Source organism: Dietzia sp. WMMA184 (assembly GCF_002441635.1).
GTDB classification, from domain to species: domain Bacteria; phylum Actinomycetota; class Actinomycetes; order Mycobacteriales; family Mycobacteriaceae; genus Dietzia; species Dietzia kunjamensis.
Genome location: NZ_NXEI01000001.1, coordinates 1,928,208 through 1,948,861, shown reverse-complemented (window position 1 = coordinate 1,948,861; position 20,654 = coordinate 1,928,208). Strand labels below are relative to the sequence as shown.

Genomic DNA, 20,654 nt, shown 5'->3' with positions numbered 1-20,654 from the left:
GGGCCCCGGCCCCGGCCGACCCCGCACCGAGCCCGGAGATCGGCTACCCGGGCGCGGAGTCAGAGCCCGAACAGCCTCGCGGCGTTTCCGTGCCACACCGCCCGTAGCCAGTCGTCGCCCATCCCGAGCCCGGCGAGGGCCTCGAGCTGGTGCGCGTACGGGTACGGGATGTTCGGGAAGTCCGTCCCCAACAGAACCTTGTGGCCCAGATCGGCCAGGCGACCGCGCTCGTCCTCTGGAAACGGCATGGTCTCCTCGACGAAGTCCGTGAACGCCATCGTGGTGTCGAGGTAGACGTTCTGGTACCGCTCGGCCAGATCGAGGAACTCCGAGTACTCGCCCATGCCCATGTGGGCGACGATCAGCGGCAGCTCAGGGAACTGCTCGAGCACCGCAGCCACCGGCTCAGGTCCGGTGAACTCGCCCGCCACGGGCCCGGACCCGCAGTGGATGACCGTGGGCACCTGCGCCTCGGACAGCACACCCCACACCGGTTCCAACAGCGGGTCACGGGGGTCGTACTCGCCCACCTGGATGTGCGACTTGAACACCCGTGCCCCGGCGTCGACGGCATCCCGGACGTAGTCGGCCGCCGCCGGCTCGGGATAGAAGGTCGCCGTGTGCAGACAATCCGGGTGCCGGGAGGCGAACTCCGCGGCCCACGCGTTGAGCCAGGCCCCCATCTCGGGCTTGTGCGGGTACAGCATGGACGAGAACGCCAGCACCCCGTACGAGCGCAGCCGCTCGACCCGCTCGTCCTCGGCCTCCCGGTACGTGATGGGCCAGGGACGCCCGATCTTGGGGCCGGCGGCGTCGAAGTAGTTCCACACCTTGTCCATGACCCGCGTCGGCATGAAATGGGTGTGCACGTCGATGACCCCCGGCAGCCCCAGCGGCTCCCACAACGCGCGGACCTGCGCTGCCTCGACGGCGGGATCGGGCGGGGACACGGTCCCGGTGAGGGTGGCGGCGCCGTGGTGTTCACACATGTCACCGAGGGTATGTCAGAGGCGCCGACCCGCAGGGCGATCGGGCGTCCACGGCCATCGCCACCCCCGGACGCAGACGACCTCCCGGTCACGACACGAATCCGCCCCTCGGTATGCGATCCGCCCGCGGGCGCCGCAGCGCGTATCAAAATTCGGAGGGCGGATCGAGGCGGCTCGGGGCAGATCGGAGGGCGGATCGCGACCCGGGGAGCAGATCGCGATCCGGCGAGCGGACCGGCGGACGGCTCAGCGGCGAGCGGCCGCGATCCGTTCGCGGCGCAGCTGCGCCACCCCGGGGACCTCGACCGGCGGCAGCGAGTCCACACCCAGCGCGCGGCACAGCAGCAGGTCGGCCAGCTCGGGATTGCGGGCCAGCGCCGGCCCGTGCATGTAGGTGGCGATGATCGACCCCTGCACCACGCCCTCGACCAGCCCGCCGGCCGGGACCTGCTGCCCGGCCGGGACGCCGTTGCCGACCCCGGAGGTCACGCGGCCCAGGGGGGCGGCGTCCGGGCCCAGGACGGTGGCGCCCATGTGGTTCTCGAAGCCCGTCAGCGGCTGCGTCAGGCCCGCGACCTGCGGCGCGACCACCAACTCGCCGATCGAGCGGGAGGCCTGCGGCGTCGTGGTGACGTCCAGCAGGCCGAGGCCGGGCGCACGGGATCCGTCGGAGACCACGAACCACTCGCCGAACACCTGCATCCCGGCACAGATCGCCAGGACCGGCGCGCCGCGCTCCACCGCTCGCTGCAACCCCGGCGACGCGGTCAGGTGCCGGGACGCGAGCTTCTGCGCCGCGTCCTCGCCACCGCCCACGGTGTAGAGGTCGCACGAGTCCGGGACCTCGTCCTCCAGGGTGATCCGCACGATCTCGGCGTCGTATCCGCGCCACCTCAGGCGCTGGCGCAGGACCAACGAGTTGCCGTCGTCGCCGTACGTCCCCATGACGTCCGGCAGGACCAGGCCGATCCGCACGGTCGACTCGGAGGGCCGGGCCGAATCCGCGGCGACGGTGTCCAGCGGTGAGGCCGAGGCGCCGGCGTCGCGGCCCCCGGCGTTGCGCGGGTCGGGATTCGTCCCGGAACCGCCCGCGCCGGGGATCTCCGCGCCAGTGTTCTGCTCGCTCATCGCTGCTGCTCCTTCCGGTCGGCCCCGGCCCCGGTGCGGGGCCCGACAGCGGCGATCGTCCGCCCCAGATCGCGGAACGCGGTGTAGTTGGCCAGCACCTCCACGCGCCCGGGTGGGCAGCGGCGGATCGCGGTCAGCGGGTCCGGCTCCAGCTGGTGCTCGACCCCGGCGTAACTCAGCCGCACCGACAGGTCGGCGGCGCGCTCGCCCGAGGCGTACACGGTCACGCCCTCAAAGCTCTCGAAGCGCACGTCCCACAACCACGACAGGTCCACGCCGTCGGCGACCTGCCCGTTGACCGCGATAACCAGACCGTCGGCGGAGGTGTCGATCATGCCGAGCGCCTCCTGCCAGCCGGCCGGGTTCTTGGCCAGCAGCAGGTGGGCGGCCCGCCCGTCCACGTCGACGGTCGAGTAGCGCCCGGCCACGTCGTCGACCTGCTCCACCGCCCGGACGGCGGCGGCGGGGTCGGCACCCATCGCCACGGCGGCGGCGACGGCCTGCGCGGCGTTGCCCCGGTTGGCCCGCCCCGGGATGGCCAGACTCATGGGGGCGCTGAACCCGTCGGGCCCGTGGATGGCCTCGTCGTCGACCCGCCAGTCCGGTTCGGGCCGCTCGAACGTCCGGCCGTCGGGCAGCGTGCCCTCGGACCGCCACCGCACGGCCCCGGTGGAGTCCACCGTCCGCGAGATGGGTTCGCCGGTGCGCGGGCAGCTCACCGAGTCGCCCGCCCACGCGGACCCGGCGGCCACCCAGACCACGGACGGGTTGTCGTACGCCACGGAGGTGATCATCACGTCGTCGCAGTTCGCCACCACCGTCGCCTGCGACTGCGCGGCCACCCCGGCGCGCAGCCGGCGCTCGATGGCATTGATCTCCCCGACCCGGTCGAGCTGGTCACGGCTGAGGTTGAGCAGCACGATCGCCTCGGGCGTCGTGTTCTCGGCGACCGCGGGCGTGTGGAGCTCGTCGACCTCGATGGCGGCCAACCCGGCCACCCGGTCGGCCCCGAGAGCGGACACGATCCCGGCGTCCATATTGTCGCCGTTCGCGTTCGAGGCGACCCGGCCCACGGTCGACAGGGCGGAGGCGACCATCCTCGTCGTCGTCGACTTGCCGTTGGTCCCCGTGACCAGCACGGTCCGCCGGCCCGCCGCGAGCTGGCGCATGAGGCCCGGATCGAGCTTCAGCGCCACCAGGCCGCCGATCATCCCGCCCGACCCGCGCCCCGACACCCGGGACGCCCAGGTCGCCAGCCGGGAGACGGCCACGGCCACCCGACCGCGGGGGGTGAGTGCGGTGATCGCGCGGGAACTCATGCCGCAGAGTCTAGGCAGCGCGGCGTCCGGGCAGCACGGCCGCCTCAGAACCGCACCGCACCGCCCAGCGCGTAGCGGCCGCTCGCGGTGTTCACCACGGTGTGAACGCCGTGACCTGCGACGGTGACGGCCGGGATGTCGGAGGGGTCTGGGACGATGGTGGGCATGGCAGGTTGGGTGGTGGTGGACGTCGAGACGTCGGGGATGACGCCGGCGGTCGACCGTGTGTTGTCGGTGGCCGCGGTGGTGATCGACGACGACGGCGAGGTGGTCGAGGAGTTCACGACCCTGCTCAATCCGGGCGTCGACCCGGGGCCGGTCCACGTGCACGGCCTCACCCCGGCACTCCTCGCGGGCAAACCACGCTTCCCGGACGTGGCCGCCGAGTTGGACCGGGTGCTCGACGGGAGGACGGTCGTCGCCCACAACGCCGCCTTCGACGCGTCGTTCCTCGCGGCCGAGGCCCGCCGGGCAGGTCTCCCGGCGCCGCTCGAGCGGTTCCTCTGCACCCTGGACTTCGCCGGTCGGCTGCACCTGTCCACCGCCGACCTCAAACTGTCGACGCTCGCCGCGCACTTCGGGGTGGAGCAGCGGGCCGCGCACGACGCCCACGATGACGCCCTCGTGTTGGCCGGGGTGTTCGCCGGACTGCTCGAGGTGGCCAGGGGCAAGGACGTGCAGCCGAAGGTACGCGAACTCGACGCGATGGTGGCGCATCCCGAGACCGGGTACCTCGTGTCCACGGTGTGGGCGGAGGCCCTCGCCGCCCCCAGGCTGTGGCGGCCGGCCGGGCGGCTCAAGCGCGGCGGCGGGCTGGTGCAGGGCATGGAGGTGGTCTTCACCCAGGACGTGGACCGCGATCCGGAGGAGATCGCCGGCCTCGTCGTCGACTCCGGTCTCTACGTCGCCGACCGCATCTCGTCCCGCACGTCCCTCGCAGTGTGCGACGCACCCGGCGCCGTGCGCGGTCGGACCGCGTTCGCCCGCAAGAAGGGGCTCGAGCTGGTGCCGTACGCGCGGTTCGAGGAGATGCTCGCCGCCGTCGCCCCCGGGCGGTCCGTCGCCGGGGCCCAGGCCGTGGACAGTGCGCAGGGGGCGCTCTTCTAGACCCCCGCGTTCCGTGCTGCTCGGCGCCCGCGTTCCGCGCCTCCAGACCCCCGCGTTCCGCATCGTGGGGCGCTGGTCCGAGGCGGCGCGGCGGAACTGACATGATGGGCGGCGGCCACCGTCGTCGACCACAGGAGTACCGCAAGTGCCCGCACCCCAGAACGCCGCCGCCCGTGAGGTCTACGAGAAGGAACGCGCCCACGTCCTGACCCCGTGGTCGGCCTGGGGCTCGAGCGACCCGATGGTCGTCACCGCGGCCGAGGGCTGCCACCTCACCGACGGGGACGGCAACCGGCTGCTCGACTTCACCTCGCAGCTGGTCAACACCAACATCGGCCACCAGCACCCGGTGGTCGTCAAGGCCATCCAGGACCAGGCCGCCGAGCTGTGCACCATCAATCCGGCACACGCCAACGCCGCCCGCGCCGAGGCCGCCCGCCTCGTCGCCGAGGTCGCGCCCGCCGGGATGAACCGCGTGTTCTTCACCAACGCCGGCACCGAGGCCGTCGAGCACGCCGTCCGCATGGCCCGCCGCCACACCGGCCGCCACAAGACCCTGTCGGCGTTCCGCAGCTACCACGGCGCCACCACCACCTCGATGAACCTCACCGGTGACACCCGCCGCTGGGCCAACGACATGGGCAACACCGGCGCCGTGCACTTCCACGCCCCGTTCCTGTACCGCTCGCAGTTCTACGCCGAGAACGACAAGCAGGAATGCGACCGGGCGCTCGAGCACCTCGACTCGCTCATCGGCCTCGAGGGCCCCGACCACTTCGCCGCCCTCATCATCGAGTCGGTGCCCGGCACGGTCGGCATCATGGTGCCGCCCGCCGACTACCTGCGCGGTGTGCGCGAGATCTGCGACAAGTACGGGATCGTCATGATCTGCGACGAGGTCATGTCCGGCTTCGGCCGCACCGGCGAGTGGCTCGCCCTGGACCACTTCCGCTCCGGCGACGACGACTGGGCGCCCGATCTCATCACCTTCGCCAAGGGCTCGAACTCGGGTTACGTCCCGCTCGGCGGCGTCATCCTGCACGACCGCATCGCCGCCTCCTTCGAGACCACGCCTTACACCGGCGGGTTGACCTACGCCGGGCACCCGCTGGCCTGCGCCTCCGTGGTCGCGACGATCAACCTCATGCGCGACGAGAAGATCGTCGAGAACGCGAAGATGATCGGCGAGGACGTCATCGGCCCGCGCCTGCGCGAGCTCGCCGAAAAGCACCCGTCGATCGGCGAGGTCCGCGGCCTCGGCGTGTTCTGGGCCGTGGAGATGGTGGCCGACCGCGAGACACGCGAGCCCCTCGCGCCCTACGGTGGATCATCGGAGGCCATGGCCCGCACGTTCGGTAAGGCAAAGTCCGACGGCCTGCTGCTGTTCATGAACTACAACCGATTCCACGTGGTGCCGCCGTGCATCATCACCCCGGACGAGGCCAACGAGGGCCTCGACATCTTCGACCGCGCACTCGACGTGGCCGACGAGTACGTGAGGAGCTGACCATTCGATGGCGCTGATATTGCGGCTGATCGTCAACGCCGTCGCCCTGTGGGTGGCGACGCTGATCGTGCCGGGCATCACCCTGCACGAGATCTCCGGGGCCGCAGCCTCTGGCGCCGGCGACATCGAGAACGAGGTGAACGTCCCCACCATCACGGCGCTGCTCGTCGTTGCGGTGGTGTTCACCCTGGTCAACGCGGTGATCAAACCGATCGTTCAGTTGCTGTCGCTGCCGCTGACGATCCTCACCCTGGGCCTGTTCCTGCTGGTGGTCAACGCGCTGATGCTCATGCTCACCGGCTGGATCACCACGACGTTCCAGCCCTTCGGGGCCGAGTACGTGGTGAGCGGGTTCTGGGCGGCGTTGTTCGGCGCGATCGTGATCGGCCTGGTCAACTGGGTGCTCGGCATGCTGGTCCCCGGTCGCGCCCGCGACTGAGCGGCGGCGGCCCGCCCGGCCCAGCGCCGGCCGCCCGGGCGGGCACCCGCCGGGCCGGCACCCGCCCGCGACCGAGCGGCGGCGGCGGCTGAGCGGCGCCCGGGCGGGCACCCGCCCGCCGAGCAGAGGAATTCGCGCACCCGCCCGCCGAGCAGAGGAATTCGCGCACCCGCTACTCGGGCGATGCAGTAGAGATCCTCTGCTCGGCGACGGCGACGGCGACGGTGATGGCGCCGCGAGGGGCGGGCGGCGCCGACCGGTTCAGGTCAGGAGCCGAACGCCGCCGAGGAGACGGCGGTCGGGGCCCAGCCCCGGGCTGCCTGGTCGCGGATGAACTGCATCTGCGGGTAGAACGAGTTGCCCGGGCAGGCGGTCCCGCCCCAGTCGCGGTGGCCCGACACGGCCATCATCGGCCGGGTGGCCCCGCCCTGCGGGTTGCGGTAGGTGATGCCAGCGCGCGGGTTGATGCCGGTGGCGTTGCACAGCGCCCGCACGCAGTCGATGGCCGCGCCCACCGCGCGCGAGGTCGGCGGTGCACCGGTGAAGTCACCGAGCAGGCTGATACCGATGTTGCCGTTGTTGAATCCGCCCACGTGGCCACCGGTGACGACCGGCGGTGCGATCCCGGCGACCGGCGGGAACTGGAAGACGGGGTTGCCGACGGGCGTTCCGCCGCGGCCCTGGTAGATCCGGCCCTCGGGGTCGATGAGCAGGTGGTACCCGACGTCGCCCCAGCCCACGGTGTTGGCGTGGTAGTTGTAGATCGCCCGCACGCTGGCCGCACGGTCCGGCCCGACCGGGGAGGCGGTGTGGTGGATCGTGATGGACTGCGCGGGGAAGTAGGAGGGCGCCCAGCGGAAGCCCGCGACATCGCCCGCACCCCACGCCGCGCGCGGGATGACCGGTAGGCCCGCCAGGCCGACGCTGCCGAGGCTGTAGTTGCGGGGGGTGCCGCGGCCGTCGTCGAACACGGTCGCCTCGGCGCCCGCGGGCGCGTCGACCTCGTACCCCACGGCACCATCGGGCGCGCCGACGAGTTCGGAGGCGGGCGTGCTGCCGGCGTCCGGGGCGGAGTCCATCCCCTCGAGCGGGAGCCAGTCGCCGACCGAGCCGTCGGGGAATGCGAACCGGATCCGGCCGACGATCTCCTCGGCACTGGGGAACGTCACGCCGACGTAGCCGAGAGTGCCGTTGGGCTGGATCATCCCGCTGCCGGTCGAGACCGACTGCATGAGGTCCTGGGCCACGCCGAGCGAGCCGGTGGTGAAGGGATTGGCCCCGGCGACGGGACCTCGGACGGTGGAGGCGACGGCGACGCCCACGCCGACGGATGCGGCTGTGAGAAATCCACGGCGTGTCACGGACATACGGGCTCCAGACTGAGGTTTGCGAAGGGCCGACCCATACCTATCGGCGCGGCCCGCCGCTACATTACGCGCTTGGCGTGACCGAATCGAGACCCTCGTTACCGGAGGGATATCTGAGGGCGATGTGACTGATGTGGCGGCGTCCGCCCGGGCGATGAGGCCAAACGCCTTGTGCTGCCCCACGATTCGCGCGCGCCCCGACGCGCGACGAGAAGACCGTTCCGCACGCAGCCTCTCGGGCGATGTGCGCGGAACGGTCTTGTCGATGTCGGGAGGGCGGGCCCACCCCACCCGCGCGGCGGGCACCACCCGCGCGGCGGGCCCACCCAACCCGCCCGGGGGCGGGCCCACCCGGCCCACCCGGCGCGCCGGCCCCGCCGACGTCAGCCGGTCAGGGGGCCCAGGTGCGGGCGCCCTCGACCGAACCGACGGACTCGGCGCCCTCGGCCTCGTCGGCGTAGGCGCGGTTGACGGCGGAGACCACGGCGCGCAGAGAGGCGGTGGTGATGGAACCGGCCCGTCCGACACCCCAGAAGACCCGGTTACCGAACTGCACCTCGACGTACGCGGCCGCGGTGGCGTCATCCCCGGACGTCATCGCGTGCTCCGAGTAGTCGAGGATGCGTACCTCGTCGTCGAACATCTCGTTCAGGGCGGCGACGAACGCGGCGAGGGGTCCGTTTCCGGACCCGGCCAGCTCACGGGTCTCGCCCTTCCACTTGATGACGGCCTCGATGGCGTCCTCGCCGTCATCGGTCTCGGCGGGGACGAGGTGCTGCGACATGCGCTCCATGGGCGAGACGCGGTCCAGGTACTCCGTCGAGAAGATGTCCCACATCGCCTTGGGGGTGACCTCGCCGCCCTCGGAGTCGGTGACCGACTGGACCAGGGCGGAGAACTCCATCTGCAGGCGCCGCGGCAGCTGCAGGCCGTAGTCGCTCTTCATGATGTAGGCGACGCCGCCCTTTCCGGACTGCGAGTTCACGCGGATGACGGCCTCGTAGGTGCGGCCCTCGTCCTTCGGGTCGACGGGCAGGTAGGGGACCTCCCACGTGATGTCGGTGATGTCCTCGCCGCGGGCATCGGCCTCGGCCTGCAGGGCGTCGAAGCCCTTGTTGATGGCGTCCTGGTGCGAGCCGGAGAACGCGGTGAAGACCAGGTCGCCGCCGTAGGGGTGACGCTCGGGGACGGGCAGCTGGTTGGCGTACTCGACCGTGCGGCGGATCTCGTCCATGTCGGAGAAGTTGATCTGCGGGTCGACGCCGCGGGTGAGCATGTTCATGCCCAGGGTCACCAGGCACACGTTGCCCGTGCGCTCGCCGTTGCCGAACAGGCAGCCCTCGATGCGGTCGGCGCCGGCCTGGAAGGCCAGCTCGGCGGCGGCCACGCCGGTGCCGCGGTCGTTGTGCGGGTGCAGGGACAGGATGGTCGAGTCGCGGTGTGCCAGGTTGCGGTGCATCCACTCGATCTGGTCGGCGTAGACGTTGGGCGTGGCCATCTCGACCGTCGCCGGCAGGTTGATGATGATCGGGTTCTCCGGCGTGGCGCCCACGACCTCGGTGACCGCGTCGCAGACCTCCTTGGAGAACGCCAGCTCGGTGCCGGTGAAGGACTCGGGCGAGTACTCCCAGCGCCAGTTGGTGTCGGGGTAGTCCTTGGCGATCGTGGTGACCAATTCGGCGGCGTCGGTGGCGATCTTCTTGATGGCCTCGCGGTCCTTGCGGAAGACCACCTTGCGCTGCAGGATCGACGTCGAGTTGTAGAAGTGCACGATCACGTCGGACGCGCCCTCGCACGCCTCGAACGTGCGGCGGATGAGGTCCTCGCGGCACTGGACCAGCACCTGGATGGTGACGTCGGAGGGGATCGCGGCGTCCTCGATGATCTCGCGGACGAAGTCGTAGTCCGTCTGCGAGGCGGACGGGAAGCCGACCTCGATCTCCTTGTAGCCCATGCGGACGAGCAGGTCGAACATGCGGCGCTTGCGCGCGGGGCTCATGGGGTCGATCAGGGCCTGGTTGCCGTCGCGCAGGTCCACGGCGCACCACTGGGGGGCGTGGGTGATGATCTTGTCCGGCCAGGTGCGGTCGGGCAGGGAGACGTCCTCGACCTCCTCGGCGAACGGCCGGTACCGGTGCGCCGGCATGGAGGAGCCGCGCTGTTTGTTCCACGACGGCTGGTCGGGGCGGCCGGGCTTGGAGGGGGGAGTCAGGGTCGACGACGACGAGACGAAGGCATCAGCGGGATTCATTGCAGTGGCTCAACTTCCTAGGGGGGGCGATCGGCAGGGATCGGACCGGCGCGACGAGATCCCGCGACGGGGAGCCGGTCCGTCTCAGCGGGCCCCGCCGCGGCACCCAAGAAGGAGCACGCGCTGCATGCGGGTCATCATACACATCCCCGCGGGCCGTCACGGGATCGGAATGACGAACGTCGAGGACTCGGCTGTGGTCCCTTCGGGCGGTACCGACGGCGGGTCCTGGGTGAGGTCGTCGGGCACCTGCATGGACCCCCACACCTTGCTGCAGCCGGCCTCCTCGGCCACCTCCACCGCCTTCTCGACGAGTTTGTGGGCGATGCCCCGGCCGCGCAGGTCCTCACGGACCCGGATGCCGTAGACGAACAGGTCGGGGCTGGCGCCGAGGTGTCCGGTCTCCACCGCGACGAGCATCGCGACCGGCACCTCGTCCTGCAGCGCCAGCACGAGCAGGTTGGAACCTCGGTCGAGGAAGTCCGTGGTCCATTCCGCGGTGGGCGGGGTGCTGAGCAGGTCACCCGCGGACAGCACGAGGTCAACATCCGCGCGCGCGGCGCGGCGGATGACGAGCTCCGGCGGGGTCATCTGTCCAGTGTGGCAAAGATCGAGGGGGTTCGGCATCGCCGACTGCCCTGGGTCATCGGTTGGCGATCATCCAGTCGATCCAGCCGTTCTGGGCGGGGATCGATTCGTACCGGGCCGGGTTGGTGCCGTCGGGCTGCCGGCGGTCGTGGTCGGAGCCGGAGTGGACGCCCACCAGTCGGTCGCCCTGGAAGACGGGTCCGCCGGAGTCGCCGTACCCGTATCCGCCCTGGATGGTGTGGGAGCGGCCGACGCGGGAGCCGGCTCGGGGCTCCATCCGGTCGAGGCGGGTGAGGCCCGTGCGGAGTTCGGGGGAGCGCAGGCCGCGGGGGGTGGTCTCGCCGAATCCGTGGAAGCGCAGGACCTCGCCGGGGGCGGGGTCGACGCCGGCGCGCTGCACGGACGGGGACGGCGCGGGGTGGCGGAGCTTGAGGAGCATGAAGTCCCCGGCGGGGGCCTTGTAGACCGCCTCGGGGGCGTGGCGGCCGAGGCTGCCGGTGTCGAGAGATCCGAATGCGCCGACGATGGGCGGGCTGGCCAGGGAGGCGGTCGCGGTGAAGCCGCCGGGAACGGTGGCGAGGTTGCCGAATCCGAGGGTGTACGCGTTGGGGTTCGTCGGCCCGCAGTGGGCGGCGGTGGCGACCCAGTGCGGGTGGATGACGACGCCGGAGCACGGCGCGCCGAGGACGCCGTCGAAGACGGTGATCTGCACGGCCCACGGGGCGGGGCCGGAGGGGGCGCCGTTCACTACCGCGCCGGCCGTGGGTGCCGCGACCGCGAGCGACGCAGCCACCGTCCCGGCGATGGCGGCGACCGCGGCGACCAACCGGCCGGGCCGGGTGGGGCCACTGTGACGTGTGAGGCGCATGAAGCTCAGCTTAGGCGATGGTGGGGAGTTCTCGGGCTGCTCGACATGGGTCCTCATGGTGAGGACGTCGCGGCGTGCACCGGGGGCGTTACTCGGAGGCGCGTCACTCCGAGGCGCGGCGGTTCGGCGCGCGGTGGTCGGGGATCGACTGCGCCGAGTCGACGTCCTTGTGCGCGAGCCGCACCGTCGCGAGCACCATCACGGTCAGGGTGGCGCCCAGCAGCATCAGGGCGGCGCCGTCGACGGAGAACCACTCGCCCAGCACCACCACGCCCAGGCCGAGTGAGACGACCGGGGTGGTGACCGTGGAGGCGGGCACGGCCTGGTGCACCGCGCCCGCGGAGAACGACATCTGTTGGAGCGTCAGTGCGGCGACGGCGGCCACGCCCAGGCCGTACACCTCGCCGGTCGTGGCCACGGTGAACAGTCCGCCGTCGTGGAACCGCTCGGCGACGCCCTTCGTCAGCAGCGCGACGTAGGCGAACGCGGTGCCGCCGGCCACGCCCAGCAGGAGGGCACGGTTGCCGTTGGAGATGCGGTTACGGGAGAGACCGAGGAGGGCGACGACGACGAGGAGTCCGCCCGCGCACGCGAGTGCCCACTGCCACCAGGGCGGGTGGGCATCTCCTCCGGTGGGCCGTCCGTAGATGACGAGCACCATCACGCATCCCGTCAGGACGTACCCCCAGAAGAGTTCGGTCTTGGTGACCCGCCGACCGGTGACCCAGGCGCCGAGGGGGAGGGCGAACGTCAGTGAGAGAACGGTGATCGTCTGGACGAGGATGAGCGATCCGAACGCGAGCGCGAGGCCCTGGAACGCGAATCCGGCGAGGCTGATGACCATGCCGGTCCACCAGTACCGGCTCGCGAGCACGTTGAAGTGACCCTCGTGTCGACCCTTCGCACGCTGGGGGGAACGGTGCCGCATGACGGTTCCGAAGGCCTGGCTGAGGGCGGACGCGAGGGCGAGAATCACTGCCGCCCAGATTTCACTCATCCCTCATGAGTAAACACCTCCCGTAAAGTAGGTCTGCGGTAAGCCGATCAACACCGGAAGGGTGTGACCGCGTGGCACTCGTAGTGCAGAAGTACGGCGGCTCCTCCGTGGAGTCCGCAGAACGAATCCGCCGGGTGGCGGAACGGATCGTGGAGACCAAGAAGGCGGGTAACGACGTCGTGGTCGTGGCCTCGGCTATGGGCGACACGACCGACGAGCTACTCGATCTGGCCGATCAGGTCTGTCCCTCGCCTCCGCAGCGCGAGATGGACATGCTGTTGACCTCGGGGGAGCGCATCTCCAACGCGCTGCTCGCGATGGCCATCAGTTCGTACGGGATGGAGGCCTATTCCTTCACCGGATCCCAGGCCGGGATCATCACCACGACCAGGCACGGCAACAGCCGCATCATCGACATCACCCCGGGGCGCGTCCGTGAGGCGCTGGACGAGGGCAAGATCGCCCTCGTCGCGGGCTTCCAGGGCGTGTCCCGCGAGACCCGCGACGTCACGACCCTGGGTCGCGGCGGGTCCGACACCACCGCGGTCGCGATGGCCTCGGCCCTGGGTGCGGACGTGTGCGAGATCTACTCGGACGTGGACGGCATCTACACCGCCGACCCGCGGATCGTGCCCGACGCCCGCAAGCTCGACACCATCTCGTACGAGGAGATGCTGGAGATGGCGGCCGTCGGGTCCAAGATCCTCAACCTGCGCAGTGTGGAGTTCGCCCGCCGCTACCACGTGCCGCTGCGCGTCCGCTCTTCGTATTCGACCAACCCGGGCACGCTCGTGGCCGGAAAAGTGGAGGACATCCCCGTGGAAGACGCAGTCCTGACCGGAGTCGCTCACGACGCCTCGGAGGCCAAGATCACGGTCGTCGGCATCCCCGACCAGCCGGGGTACGCGGCCAAGATCTTCCGCGTGGTGGCCGACGCCGAGATCAACATCGACATGGTCCTGCAGAACGTCTCCAAGGCGGAGGGCAAGACCGACATCACCTTCACCTGCCCCCGCGAGGTGGGTGCCAAGGCCGTTGAGGTCCTCTCGCAGGCCAAGGACGATCTGGGTATCGACCAGGTGCTCTACGACGACAACGTCGGCAAGGTCTCCCTCGTCGGCGCGGGCATGAAGTCGCACCCGGGCGTCACCGCGACGTTCTGCGAGTCGCTGTCCGAGGCCGGCATCAACATCGAGCTCATCTCCACCTCCGAGATCCGCATCTCGGCGCTGGTCCGCGAGGACGAGTTGCCCGACAGTGTCCGCGCGCTGCACAAGGCGTTCGAGCTGGGCGGCGACGAGGAGGCGCAGGTCTACGCCGGCACCGGCCGCTGACCTGACCCCTCCGCCGGCCCGCCCCAAGCCAGGCCGGCCCGGCGCCCGGCGCCCCCCGGCGCCCCGCGCACCCGGCGCCCCGCCGAGCAGAGGAATTCGCCTGTATCGCCCGAGTGGCTCAGTGCGAAATCCTCTGCTCGGCGATCACCCGGCGCGGCGGGTCGTCCGAATTGGTCGGTTCAGCCGCGAAGACTCCCGTAGCCGCGGCGGTGGAGGGCTGCACGCACGTGTGCCAGGATCTCGCCGGGGGTGCGGAGGAGCGAGGTCGCGGTGACCACCTCGATGTACCAGCCGGCCGCCCGAAGCCGGTTCCGTCGGATCTCGTCCTTCGCCTGCTGCTCTTTCGTGCGATGGTCCCCTCCGTCGTATTCCACCGCCACCTTCAACTCCGGCCAGGCGATGTCCAGGCGATACCTGAACTCGGGGACCCGGTGCTGCAGGACGAATCCGGTCAGACCGTTCTCGAGTAGGAACAGCCGCGTCCGGGTTTCCCAGGGCGACTCGGCATCTGTGTCGACCTCCTCGATCCTCTCGAGAACAGTCCGGCGACCGCGGACGCCGTGCATGTCCTCCACCAGGGCCGGTAGGCGGCTGATCGGTAGGACCCCCATGGTGGTGGAGGCGTCGAGCGCGCAGATGGCTTCGACGCGCGGTTCGCGACGAGCGATGTCGAACAAGACCCACTCGGGGCTGGCGATGCCGATGTCGGGGGAACGTCCCGACGTCAGCACGTGGATGTGCTCGGGCGGGATCCGGTACTGCCAGCCCGCCAGCCCGGGCCGTTCGATCCGCCGGCCGGGCGCCACCACATCGTCCGCGAACTCGCGCGGCGGGAAGTCGTGCCCATAGAGCGTGGCTGCGATCCACCCGGTCAACGTCGCGTCCGGGTAGAGCGTCATGAGCGCTTCGGCCCGCGCCCAGGCGTCGACGTGCACGTGGTCCCGGACCCACAGTCCGTGGTGCAGGCGGGTGTAACCGCGGTTCGTGACGCGGCTTCCGGTCAGGTGCCGCAGGTCGCGGGTGCGGATGGGGGCTGTGCGGATGGGGGCGGTGCGGGATTCTGCGCTCACGGACCGTGACTCTGCCAAGCGGACGTTGACTGGCAGGGGCGCAGAGCAGGGATCCGCGTCGACCTGTGGATGGGGCCGAGGGGTGTGGATAGCGATGCCACGGCCTCTGGCCCAGGACGTCGACCCCCTCGGCGAGCACCGCGGTCCTCGCCGAGAAGAGGAATTTGCGCAACGCCACTCGGCCGATACAGGCGAATTCCTCCGGACGGCGAGGCCGGGGGGGCGAGCGACCGGATGGCGGGGCGTGCCCCGCCGCCCGCGCTCCGCCCCGGCCTCGCCTTGCGTGGTGTCTGTGCCCGAAGCGCGGCCGGGTGTGACGCACGCCGCTGTCGGAGCTGGGCGGCCCCGGTAGGATGGGGTACTGCCGGTCGGTCGAGCGCAGGGCGGAGAACCCGTCCGCGGCGGGCCGGGACCAACCTGTCAGGAGTTGACCTCAGAGATGACCACTGTCGCCGTAGTCGGAGCCACGGGCCAGGTGGGGCGCGTCATGCGTGCCCTGCTGGAGGAGCGGGACTTCCCGGCTGACAAGGTCCGTTTCTTCGCGTCCGCCCGGTCCGCCGGCACCACGCTGCCGTTCCGCGGTGAGGACATCGTCGTCGAGGACACCGCCCACACGCCCGACGAGGAGCTGGAGGGGATCGATATCGCCCTGTTCTCCGCCGGAGGCACGATGTCGAAGGAGCAGGCCCCTCGGTTCGCCGCGGCCGGCGCCGTCGTCGTCGACAATTCCAGCGCGTGGCGCAAGGACCCCGACGTCCCGCTCGTCGTCTCCGAGGTGAACCCGGACGCGGCGAAGAACCCGCCCAAGGGCATCATCGCCAACCCCAACTGCACCACGATGGCCGCGATGCCGGTGCTCAAGGCGCTGCACGACGCGGCGGGTCTCAAGCGTCTGGTCGTGTCGACGTACCAGGCGGTCTCCGGTTCCGGGCTCGCCGGCGTGGACACGCTGAACGATCAGATCACCGGCAATGTCGGTGCGGGCCACGAGTTGGTGCACGACGGCTCGGCGCTGAAGGTCGATGACCACGGCCCGTACGTCGCGCCGATCGCGTTCAACGTGCTGCCGCTCGCGGGTGGGCTCGTCGACGACGGGTCCGAGGAGACGGACGAGGAGCAGAAGCTGCGCAATGAGTCGCGCAAGATCCTCGACCTGCCGGAGCTGCGGGTGGCCGGCACCTGCGTGCGCGTGCCGGTGTTCACCGGTCACACGCTGAGCATCAACGCGGAGTTCGACAAGGACATCACGCCGGAGCAGGCGCGCGAGCTGCTGTCGAAGGCGCCGGGCGTCAAGGTCGTGGACGTGCCGACCCCGCTGGATGCGGCGGGCATCGACGAGTCGCTGGTGGGCCGGATTCGCCAGGACCAGTCGATCGAGGGCAACAAGGGCCTCAACCTCATGGTGGCGGGCGACAACCTGCGCAAGGGTGCGGCGCTCAACACCATCCAGATCGCGGAGCTGCTGGTCAAGTAGCGCACCTGCTGGTCGAGTGGCCAGTCGCGGGCTGAGCTGGTCGGGAGTACGACGACGACGACGAGGCCCCGCAGTCGCACACAGGCGAGAGCCGCCGCCCGGTCGCGCAGACCGGGCGGCGGCTCTCGTGCGTCGGGCGTGCGAGGAGTTCGCCGTCTCGGCGGTATGACCAAAGGCATACTTTCGGTATGTCCCACACGACGATCAAGGTGAGTCGCGACCTCCGGGATCTTCTGAAGAGGCAGGCCGCCGAGGAGCACCGCACGCTGGGCGACCATCTTGCGTATCTCGCCTCACTCGCCGAGAAGCAACGGCGGCTCAAGCGCCTGCGTGCGGAGATAGACGCGACATCGCCAGAAGATCTGGCGTCCTACCGCGAGGAATCCGAGTGGTGGGAGCGGGCGCAGGATGCCTGACCCGACTCCCGGGGAGGTCATATGGGTTGTCCTCGATCCCGTGGCGGGTCGTGAGCAGAGTGGTCGCCGGCCCGCGGTGGTGGTCTCGTCGCGCGCGCACATCTCCCTCGCCGATACTCTCGTGATGGTGGTTCCGGTGACGTCGGTGGATCGCGGATGGTCGAACCACGTCCTGCTCCGTGGAGACGTGTTGGATCGCGACTCCTGGGCGATGACCGAGCAGGTGCACACCCTTTCGCGTCAGCGTGTTGTCGGCCATGCCGGCCGGGTGGATGCGGGGACCCTGGTAGACATTCGCCGGTGGATCCAGGATTTTCTAGACGAGTAGCGGTCGACCGCCGAACCCCGACCCCGGCCCACCCACACCTCACAACCCCACCACCCGAGAGGACAACCCATGACCCCGACCCTGACCCACCACGAGGACATCGCCGTCCTCACGCTCGGCAGCGACGAGAACCGCTTCTCCCCGGACCGGCTCGACGCGATCAACGCCCACCTCGATGAGGTCGAGAAGTCCGCGAAGGGGCTCGTCACCGTGGGGTCGGGCAAGTTCTACTCCAATGGCCTCGACCTCGACTGGCTCATGGCCAACTCCGACCGCCTGGACTGGTACGTCGGCCGGATCCAGGAGCTGTTCTCGCGCGTCCTGACGTTCTCCCTGCCGACGGTCGCCGCGGTCAACGGGCACGCGTTCGGCGGCGGCGCGATGCTCGCGATGGCCCACGACTACCGGGTGATGCGCGACGACCGTGGCTATTTCTGCTTCCCCGAGGTGGACATCAACATCCCGTTCACTCCCGGCATGGCGGCGCTGATCCAGGCCAAGACGACCCCGCAGACCGCCCTGACCGCGATGAGCACGGGCCACCGTTACCCCGGGGCCGAGGCGGAGGAGGCGGGCCTCGTCGACGCGACCGCTGCGGAGGCCGAGATCGTCACCGCGGCGCTCGGGCGCCTCCAGCCGATCCTCGGCAAGGACCGCACCACCCTCGGCGCCATCAAGTCCACGATGTTCGCCTCCGTCACCGAGGCGCTGGGCCGGGGCCCCGGCGGCGTCAGCCTCTGACGCCCACCCGCCCCGGGTCGACCGCGAGCTCGGGGTGGCGCGGGGATAGATCGACGACGACAACGACAACGACAACGACGACGACAACGACGACGACGAGGACCGCCGCCGCTCGGAAACGATGCGGCCGCCCGGTCACGCCGAACCGGCGGCGGCTTCGGTCGTATCGAGGCCGGTCCAGTGCCATAGTGGAACTGCAAGCCCCTCGTGTCCCGGCCTGCTGCCGGAACACGTGGCCAGATCGCACGACTCCCTGCAGGTTTCGCACCTGCACCGACGAGAGGAACGCAGATGGCTATCAACGACGACGACATCACCACGTCCGGCGCTCAGGGCGAGGGCATCGCCGACGGCGGTTCCAATCCGGGCGGCCACGACGGCGGCGCCGACGGATCCGCCCACCACATGAAGGGCGAGGGCGAGGGCCTGGCTGACGGCGGTTCGAACCCGGACGGCCACGACGGCGGCGCGGACGGTTCCGCCGATGGCTCCGCGAACACCGGCGAAGGGGTGGCCGACGGCGGTTCGAACCCGGATGGTGCCGACGGCGGCGCTGACGGCACCCAGTAATTGCGGGCGCTTCATCGGTGCGTCGCGTGCGGCTCGGATGAGTTCGCGGCTCGGGTGTGGGGGCAGCGGCCCCTGCTGACCCGGGCGGCCGAGCTGCCACGCGACTACTCCGACCTGCTCTCACCCGGGATGGTCGACGAGATCGTCGCCGAGCGCGGGGTGCGCACGCCGTTCGTCCGGATGGCGCGGGAGGGCACGCTCGTCGACCGGGCGTGCTTTACCCGCTCCGCGGGGTTCGGGGCGCAGATCGCCGATCAGCTCGACCCCGACGGCGTGCTCACGCAGTACGCCGCCGGGGCGACGCTCGTTCTGCAGGGTCTGCACCGGTTCTGGCCGCCGATCATCGACTTCGTGCGGGGCATGACCTCGGACATCGGGCATCCGGTGCAGACCAACGCCTACATCACCCCGCCCGCGAATCGCGGGTTCGATCCGCACTACGACGTCCATGACGTCTTTGTGCTCCAGGTGTCCGGCACCAAGCGGTGGCGGGTGCACGAGCCCGTCCACCACCATCCGCTTGCGGATCAGCCGTGGACCGATCACCGCGAGGCGATCGCCGAACGGGCGAAGGACGAGCCGGTCATCGACACCGTGCTCGAGCCGGGGGACTGCCTCTACTTGCCGCGCGGCTGGATCCACTCCGCCGAGGCGCAGGGCGATACCTCCATCCACCTCACGGTGGGCGTGGCCCCCTTGACCGGGCATGACGTCGCCACGGCGATGATCGAGGCACTGGCCTCGGAGGAGGAGCTGCGGGCGTCGTTGCCGTTCGGGCTCGCCCCGACCGATGCCGCGCGCGCCGAGCCCCACGCCCGCGAGGTCCTCGACATACTGGCCCGGTTGATCTCCGAGAAGCAGGAGCAGCTCAGCACTCTCGCCGGCGACGCGCTCGCCGAGAAGTACCTGGATCTCACCCGACCCGCCGCGATCCGCCCGTTGGCCACCCTCGACGCCGTCGCGTCCCTCGAGCCCGACACCCGGCTGCACCTACGCGAGGGGCTCCATGCACGGGTGGACTGCACCGACTCCGACTCCGACCCCGACTCCGCCGCCGCCAATCCCGGCACGGTGGTGTTGAGGCTGCCCACCAAGTCGGTGACGTTCCCGCCGGTATGCGCCCCCGCTCTGCGCGCTGTCCTCGAGGGCGACCCCGTGAGCGCCGGCACGCTTCCCGGCCTTGATGCCGACGATGGCCTGGTGGTCCTGCGCCGGCTGCTGCGGGAGGGCGTGGTGGTGGCGCTGTGAGCAGGCCTGCGGACTGGGAGCCGTGCAGCGACTCGTCGTTGCGCCGCGGCGATCCCCTGGACGGGTCGGGCTCGCGGGGGTTGCGATGGCTGATGGTCGAGTTGTCCGGCCCGTGGGGCTATTCGGCGTTACTCGACTCGCCGGGTCTCCTTCCGCCGGAGCTGGGCCGCGAGATCGCCGGGCGTGCCCAGGAGGCTGATGTCCGGGTTGCCGCGATCCGCAGGCCGGGTCGTCGTCGCCATACAGAGGAGCCACGCTGGCGGTGGGCGCTCGCCGACGCCCGGCCGGGGCATGAGTCGCTGCGGTGGGGCGAGGTCGACGGCCCGGTCGGGTACGCCGAGATCCCCCTCGACGGTTCCGCCGGCACCCCGTCAGCGGAGCCGCTGGTCGCCGTGTGCGCGCACGGCAAGCACGATCAGTGCTGCGCCGTGCGGGGGCGCAGCGCCGCGGCGCGGATCGCCGAGCGGTATCCGGAGGCGACCTGGGAGTGCTCCCACCTGGGCGGCGACCGCTTTGCCGCGACGATGCTCGTCCTGCCACACGGCCTCTTCTACGGCCGCGTCGACCAGGCGGAGGATCCGGCAGACATCGTCACCCGCTACACCGAGGGCCGCGTCGACGAGCGGTACCTGCGCGGACGCAGTAGCCATTCGGCGGCCGTGCAGAGCGCGCAGCATCACGCCCGGGCGGTGGAGCCCGACGACCGCATCGACGCCTTCGCCCCCGTGCGCGTGGTCGAACGAGACGAGCACGTCGAGGTGACGCTCGAGGGCCCGCACGGTCCGATCGAGGTGTGGCTGCGCGAAACCTACTCGGAGCCGATCTTCACGATGTGCCGGGCCCACGCCCCCGGGCCGGTCCGGCAGTGGGAGCTGATCGAGGTCAGGGGCGGCGGGTAGGGCCGGACGTCGGG

General features: G+C 70.8%; 21 protein-coding genes. 11 read left to right on the top strand and 10 right to left on the bottom strand.

Annotated features, from left to right (window positions below; translation table 11 throughout):
* Positions 1-59: 59 nt before the first annotated feature.
* The 4 genes from CK206_RS08950 to CK206_RS20595 all read right to left on the bottom strand — a co-directional run bounded on the left by CK206_RS08950 (position 60) and on the right by CK206_RS20595 (position 3,603).
* Entirely contained in the window at positions 60-989 is a 930-nt protein-coding gene (locus CK206_RS08950) for an amidohydrolase family protein (RefSeq protein ID WP_096906202.1), read from the bottom strand.
* Positions 990-1,235: 246 nt separating this feature from the next.
* Complete coding sequence (locus tag CK206_RS08945) at positions 1,236-2,117, bottom strand: glutamine amidotransferase (protein WP_096906201.1); 882 nt, start codon at positions 2,115-2,117, stop codon at positions 1,236-1,238.
* On the bottom strand, positions 2,114-3,436 hold the full coding sequence (locus CK206_RS08940) for a MurT ligase domain-containing protein (RefSeq protein ID WP_096906200.1): 1,323 nt from the start codon (positions 3,434-3,436) through the stop codon (positions 2,114-2,116). Before CK206_RS08940 ends, CK206_RS08945 begins: the two co-directional genes overlap by 4 nt.
* Before the next feature lie 44 nt (positions 3,437-3,480).
* Positions 3,481-3,603: a hypothetical protein gene (locus tag CK206_RS20595; RefSeq protein WP_256385628.1), complete on the bottom strand. Its 123-nt coding sequence runs from the start codon at positions 3,601-3,603 to the stop codon at positions 3,481-3,483.
* Between CK206_RS20595 and CK206_RS08935 the strand changes: the two genes are divergently transcribed.
* The 3 genes from CK206_RS08935 (at position 3,602) to CK206_RS08925 (ending at position 6,489) form a co-directional block, all read left to right on the top strand.
* The gene (locus tag CK206_RS08935) at positions 3,602-4,543 is read left to right on the top strand and encodes an exonuclease domain-containing protein (protein WP_096906199.1); all 942 of its coding nucleotides are present in this window, start codon (positions 3,602-3,604) and stop codon (positions 4,541-4,543) included. The two genes, CK206_RS20595 and CK206_RS08935, sit on opposite strands and share 2 nt — an antisense overlap.
* 145 nt (positions 4,544-4,688) lie before the next feature.
* Positions 4,689-6,050 (top strand): aspartate aminotransferase family protein, encoded by a 1,362-nt coding sequence (locus CK206_RS08930; RefSeq protein WP_067714604.1) that lies wholly within the window; start codon positions 4,689-4,691, stop codon positions 6,048-6,050.
* A 7-nt stretch (positions 6,051-6,057) separates the two neighbouring features.
* The gene (locus CK206_RS08925; RefSeq protein WP_096906198.1) at positions 6,058-6,489 is read left to right on the top strand and encodes a phage holin family protein; all 432 of its coding nucleotides are present in this window, start codon (positions 6,058-6,060) and stop codon (positions 6,487-6,489) included.
* Between the two features lie 266 nt (positions 6,490-6,755).
* Here CK206_RS08925 and CK206_RS08920 read toward each other — a convergent pair whose 3' ends face one another.
* The 5 genes from CK206_RS08920 to CK206_RS08900 form a co-directional block, all read right to left on the bottom strand.
* Positions 6,756-7,856 carry a peptidoglycan recognition family protein gene (locus CK206_RS08920; protein ID WP_067714599.1) on the bottom strand — a complete coding sequence of 367 codons (1,101 nt, stop codon included), beginning with the start codon at positions 7,854-7,856 and terminating at the stop codon, positions 6,756-6,758.
* 391 nt (positions 7,857-8,247) lie between these two features.
* Positions 8,248-10,107 (bottom strand): 2-isopropylmalate synthase, encoded by a 1,860-nt coding sequence (gene leuA / locus CK206_RS08915; RefSeq protein ID WP_096906197.1) that lies wholly within the window; start codon positions 10,105-10,107, stop codon positions 8,248-8,250.
* Between the two features lie 159 nt (positions 10,108-10,266).
* Positions 10,267-10,698, bottom strand: coding sequence for a GNAT family N-acetyltransferase (locus CK206_RS08910; RefSeq protein WP_096906196.1), 432 nt, complete (start codon positions 10,696-10,698; stop codon positions 10,267-10,269).
* 52 nt (positions 10,699-10,750) lie between these two features.
* A complete protein-coding gene (locus CK206_RS08905) occupies positions 10,751-11,563 on the bottom strand; it encodes a trypsin-like serine protease (protein WP_096906195.1) in 813 nt (270 codons plus the stop codon).
* A 103-nt stretch (positions 11,564-11,666) separates the two neighbouring features.
* Positions 11,667-12,560 carry a DMT family transporter gene (locus CK206_RS08900; protein ID WP_096906194.1) on the bottom strand — a complete coding sequence of 298 codons (894 nt, stop codon included), beginning with the start codon at positions 12,558-12,560 and terminating at the stop codon, positions 11,667-11,669.
* Between the two features lie 71 nt (positions 12,561-12,631).
* On the opposite strand from CK206_RS08900, the gene CK206_RS08895 reads away from it, so the two are divergent.
* Positions 12,632-13,894, top strand: a complete 1,263-nt coding sequence (locus CK206_RS08895; protein ID WP_096906193.1) for an aspartate kinase — start codon at positions 12,632-12,634, stop codon at positions 13,892-13,894.
* Positions 13,895-14,073: 179 nt separating this feature from the next.
* On the opposite strand, the gene CK206_RS08890 is transcribed toward CK206_RS08895, so the two are convergent.
* On the bottom strand, positions 14,074-14,964 hold the full coding sequence (locus tag CK206_RS08890) for an endonuclease domain-containing protein (protein WP_254050532.1): 891 nt from the start codon (positions 14,962-14,964) through the stop codon (positions 14,074-14,076).
* Positions 14,965-15,403: 439 nt separating this feature from the next.
* Between CK206_RS08890 and CK206_RS08885 the strand changes: the two genes are divergently transcribed.
* The 7 genes from CK206_RS08885 (at position 15,404) to CK206_RS08855 (ending at position 20,640) form a co-directional block, all read left to right on the top strand.
* The gene (locus tag CK206_RS08885; protein WP_096906192.1) at positions 15,404-16,438 is read left to right on the top strand and encodes an aspartate-semialdehyde dehydrogenase; all 1,035 of its coding nucleotides are present in this window, start codon (positions 15,404-15,406) and stop codon (positions 16,436-16,438) included.
* A 188-nt stretch (positions 16,439-16,626) separates the two neighbouring features.
* Positions 16,627-16,854 (top strand): hypothetical protein, encoded by a 228-nt coding sequence (locus CK206_RS08880; protein ID WP_061917071.1) that lies wholly within the window; start codon positions 16,627-16,629, stop codon positions 16,852-16,854.
* Entirely contained in the window at positions 16,847-17,182 is a 336-nt protein-coding gene (locus CK206_RS08875) for a type II toxin-antitoxin system PemK/MazF family toxin (RefSeq protein ID WP_096906191.1), read from the top strand. The genes CK206_RS08880 and CK206_RS08875 overlap by 8 nt, the downstream gene beginning before the upstream one ends.
* 69 nt (positions 17,183-17,251) lie before the next feature.
* A complete protein-coding gene (locus tag CK206_RS08870; protein WP_096906190.1) occupies positions 17,252-17,923 on the top strand; it encodes an enoyl-CoA hydratase/isomerase family protein in 672 nt (223 codons plus the stop codon).
* 291 nt (positions 17,924-18,214) lie between these two features.
* Positions 18,215-18,493: a hypothetical protein gene (locus CK206_RS08865; protein WP_061917080.1), complete on the top strand. Its 279-nt coding sequence runs from the start codon at positions 18,215-18,217 to the stop codon at positions 18,491-18,493.
* The gene (locus CK206_RS08860; RefSeq protein WP_096906189.1) at positions 18,494-19,741 is read left to right on the top strand and encodes a cupin domain-containing protein; all 1,248 of its coding nucleotides are present in this window, start codon (positions 18,494-18,496) and stop codon (positions 19,739-19,741) included.
* Positions 19,742-19,833: 92 nt separating this feature from the next.
* Positions 19,834-20,640: a sucrase ferredoxin gene (locus CK206_RS08855; RefSeq protein WP_254050680.1), complete on the top strand. Its 807-nt coding sequence runs from the start codon at positions 19,834-19,836 to the stop codon at positions 20,638-20,640.
* The last annotated feature ends 14 nt before the right edge of the window (positions 20,641-20,654 follow it).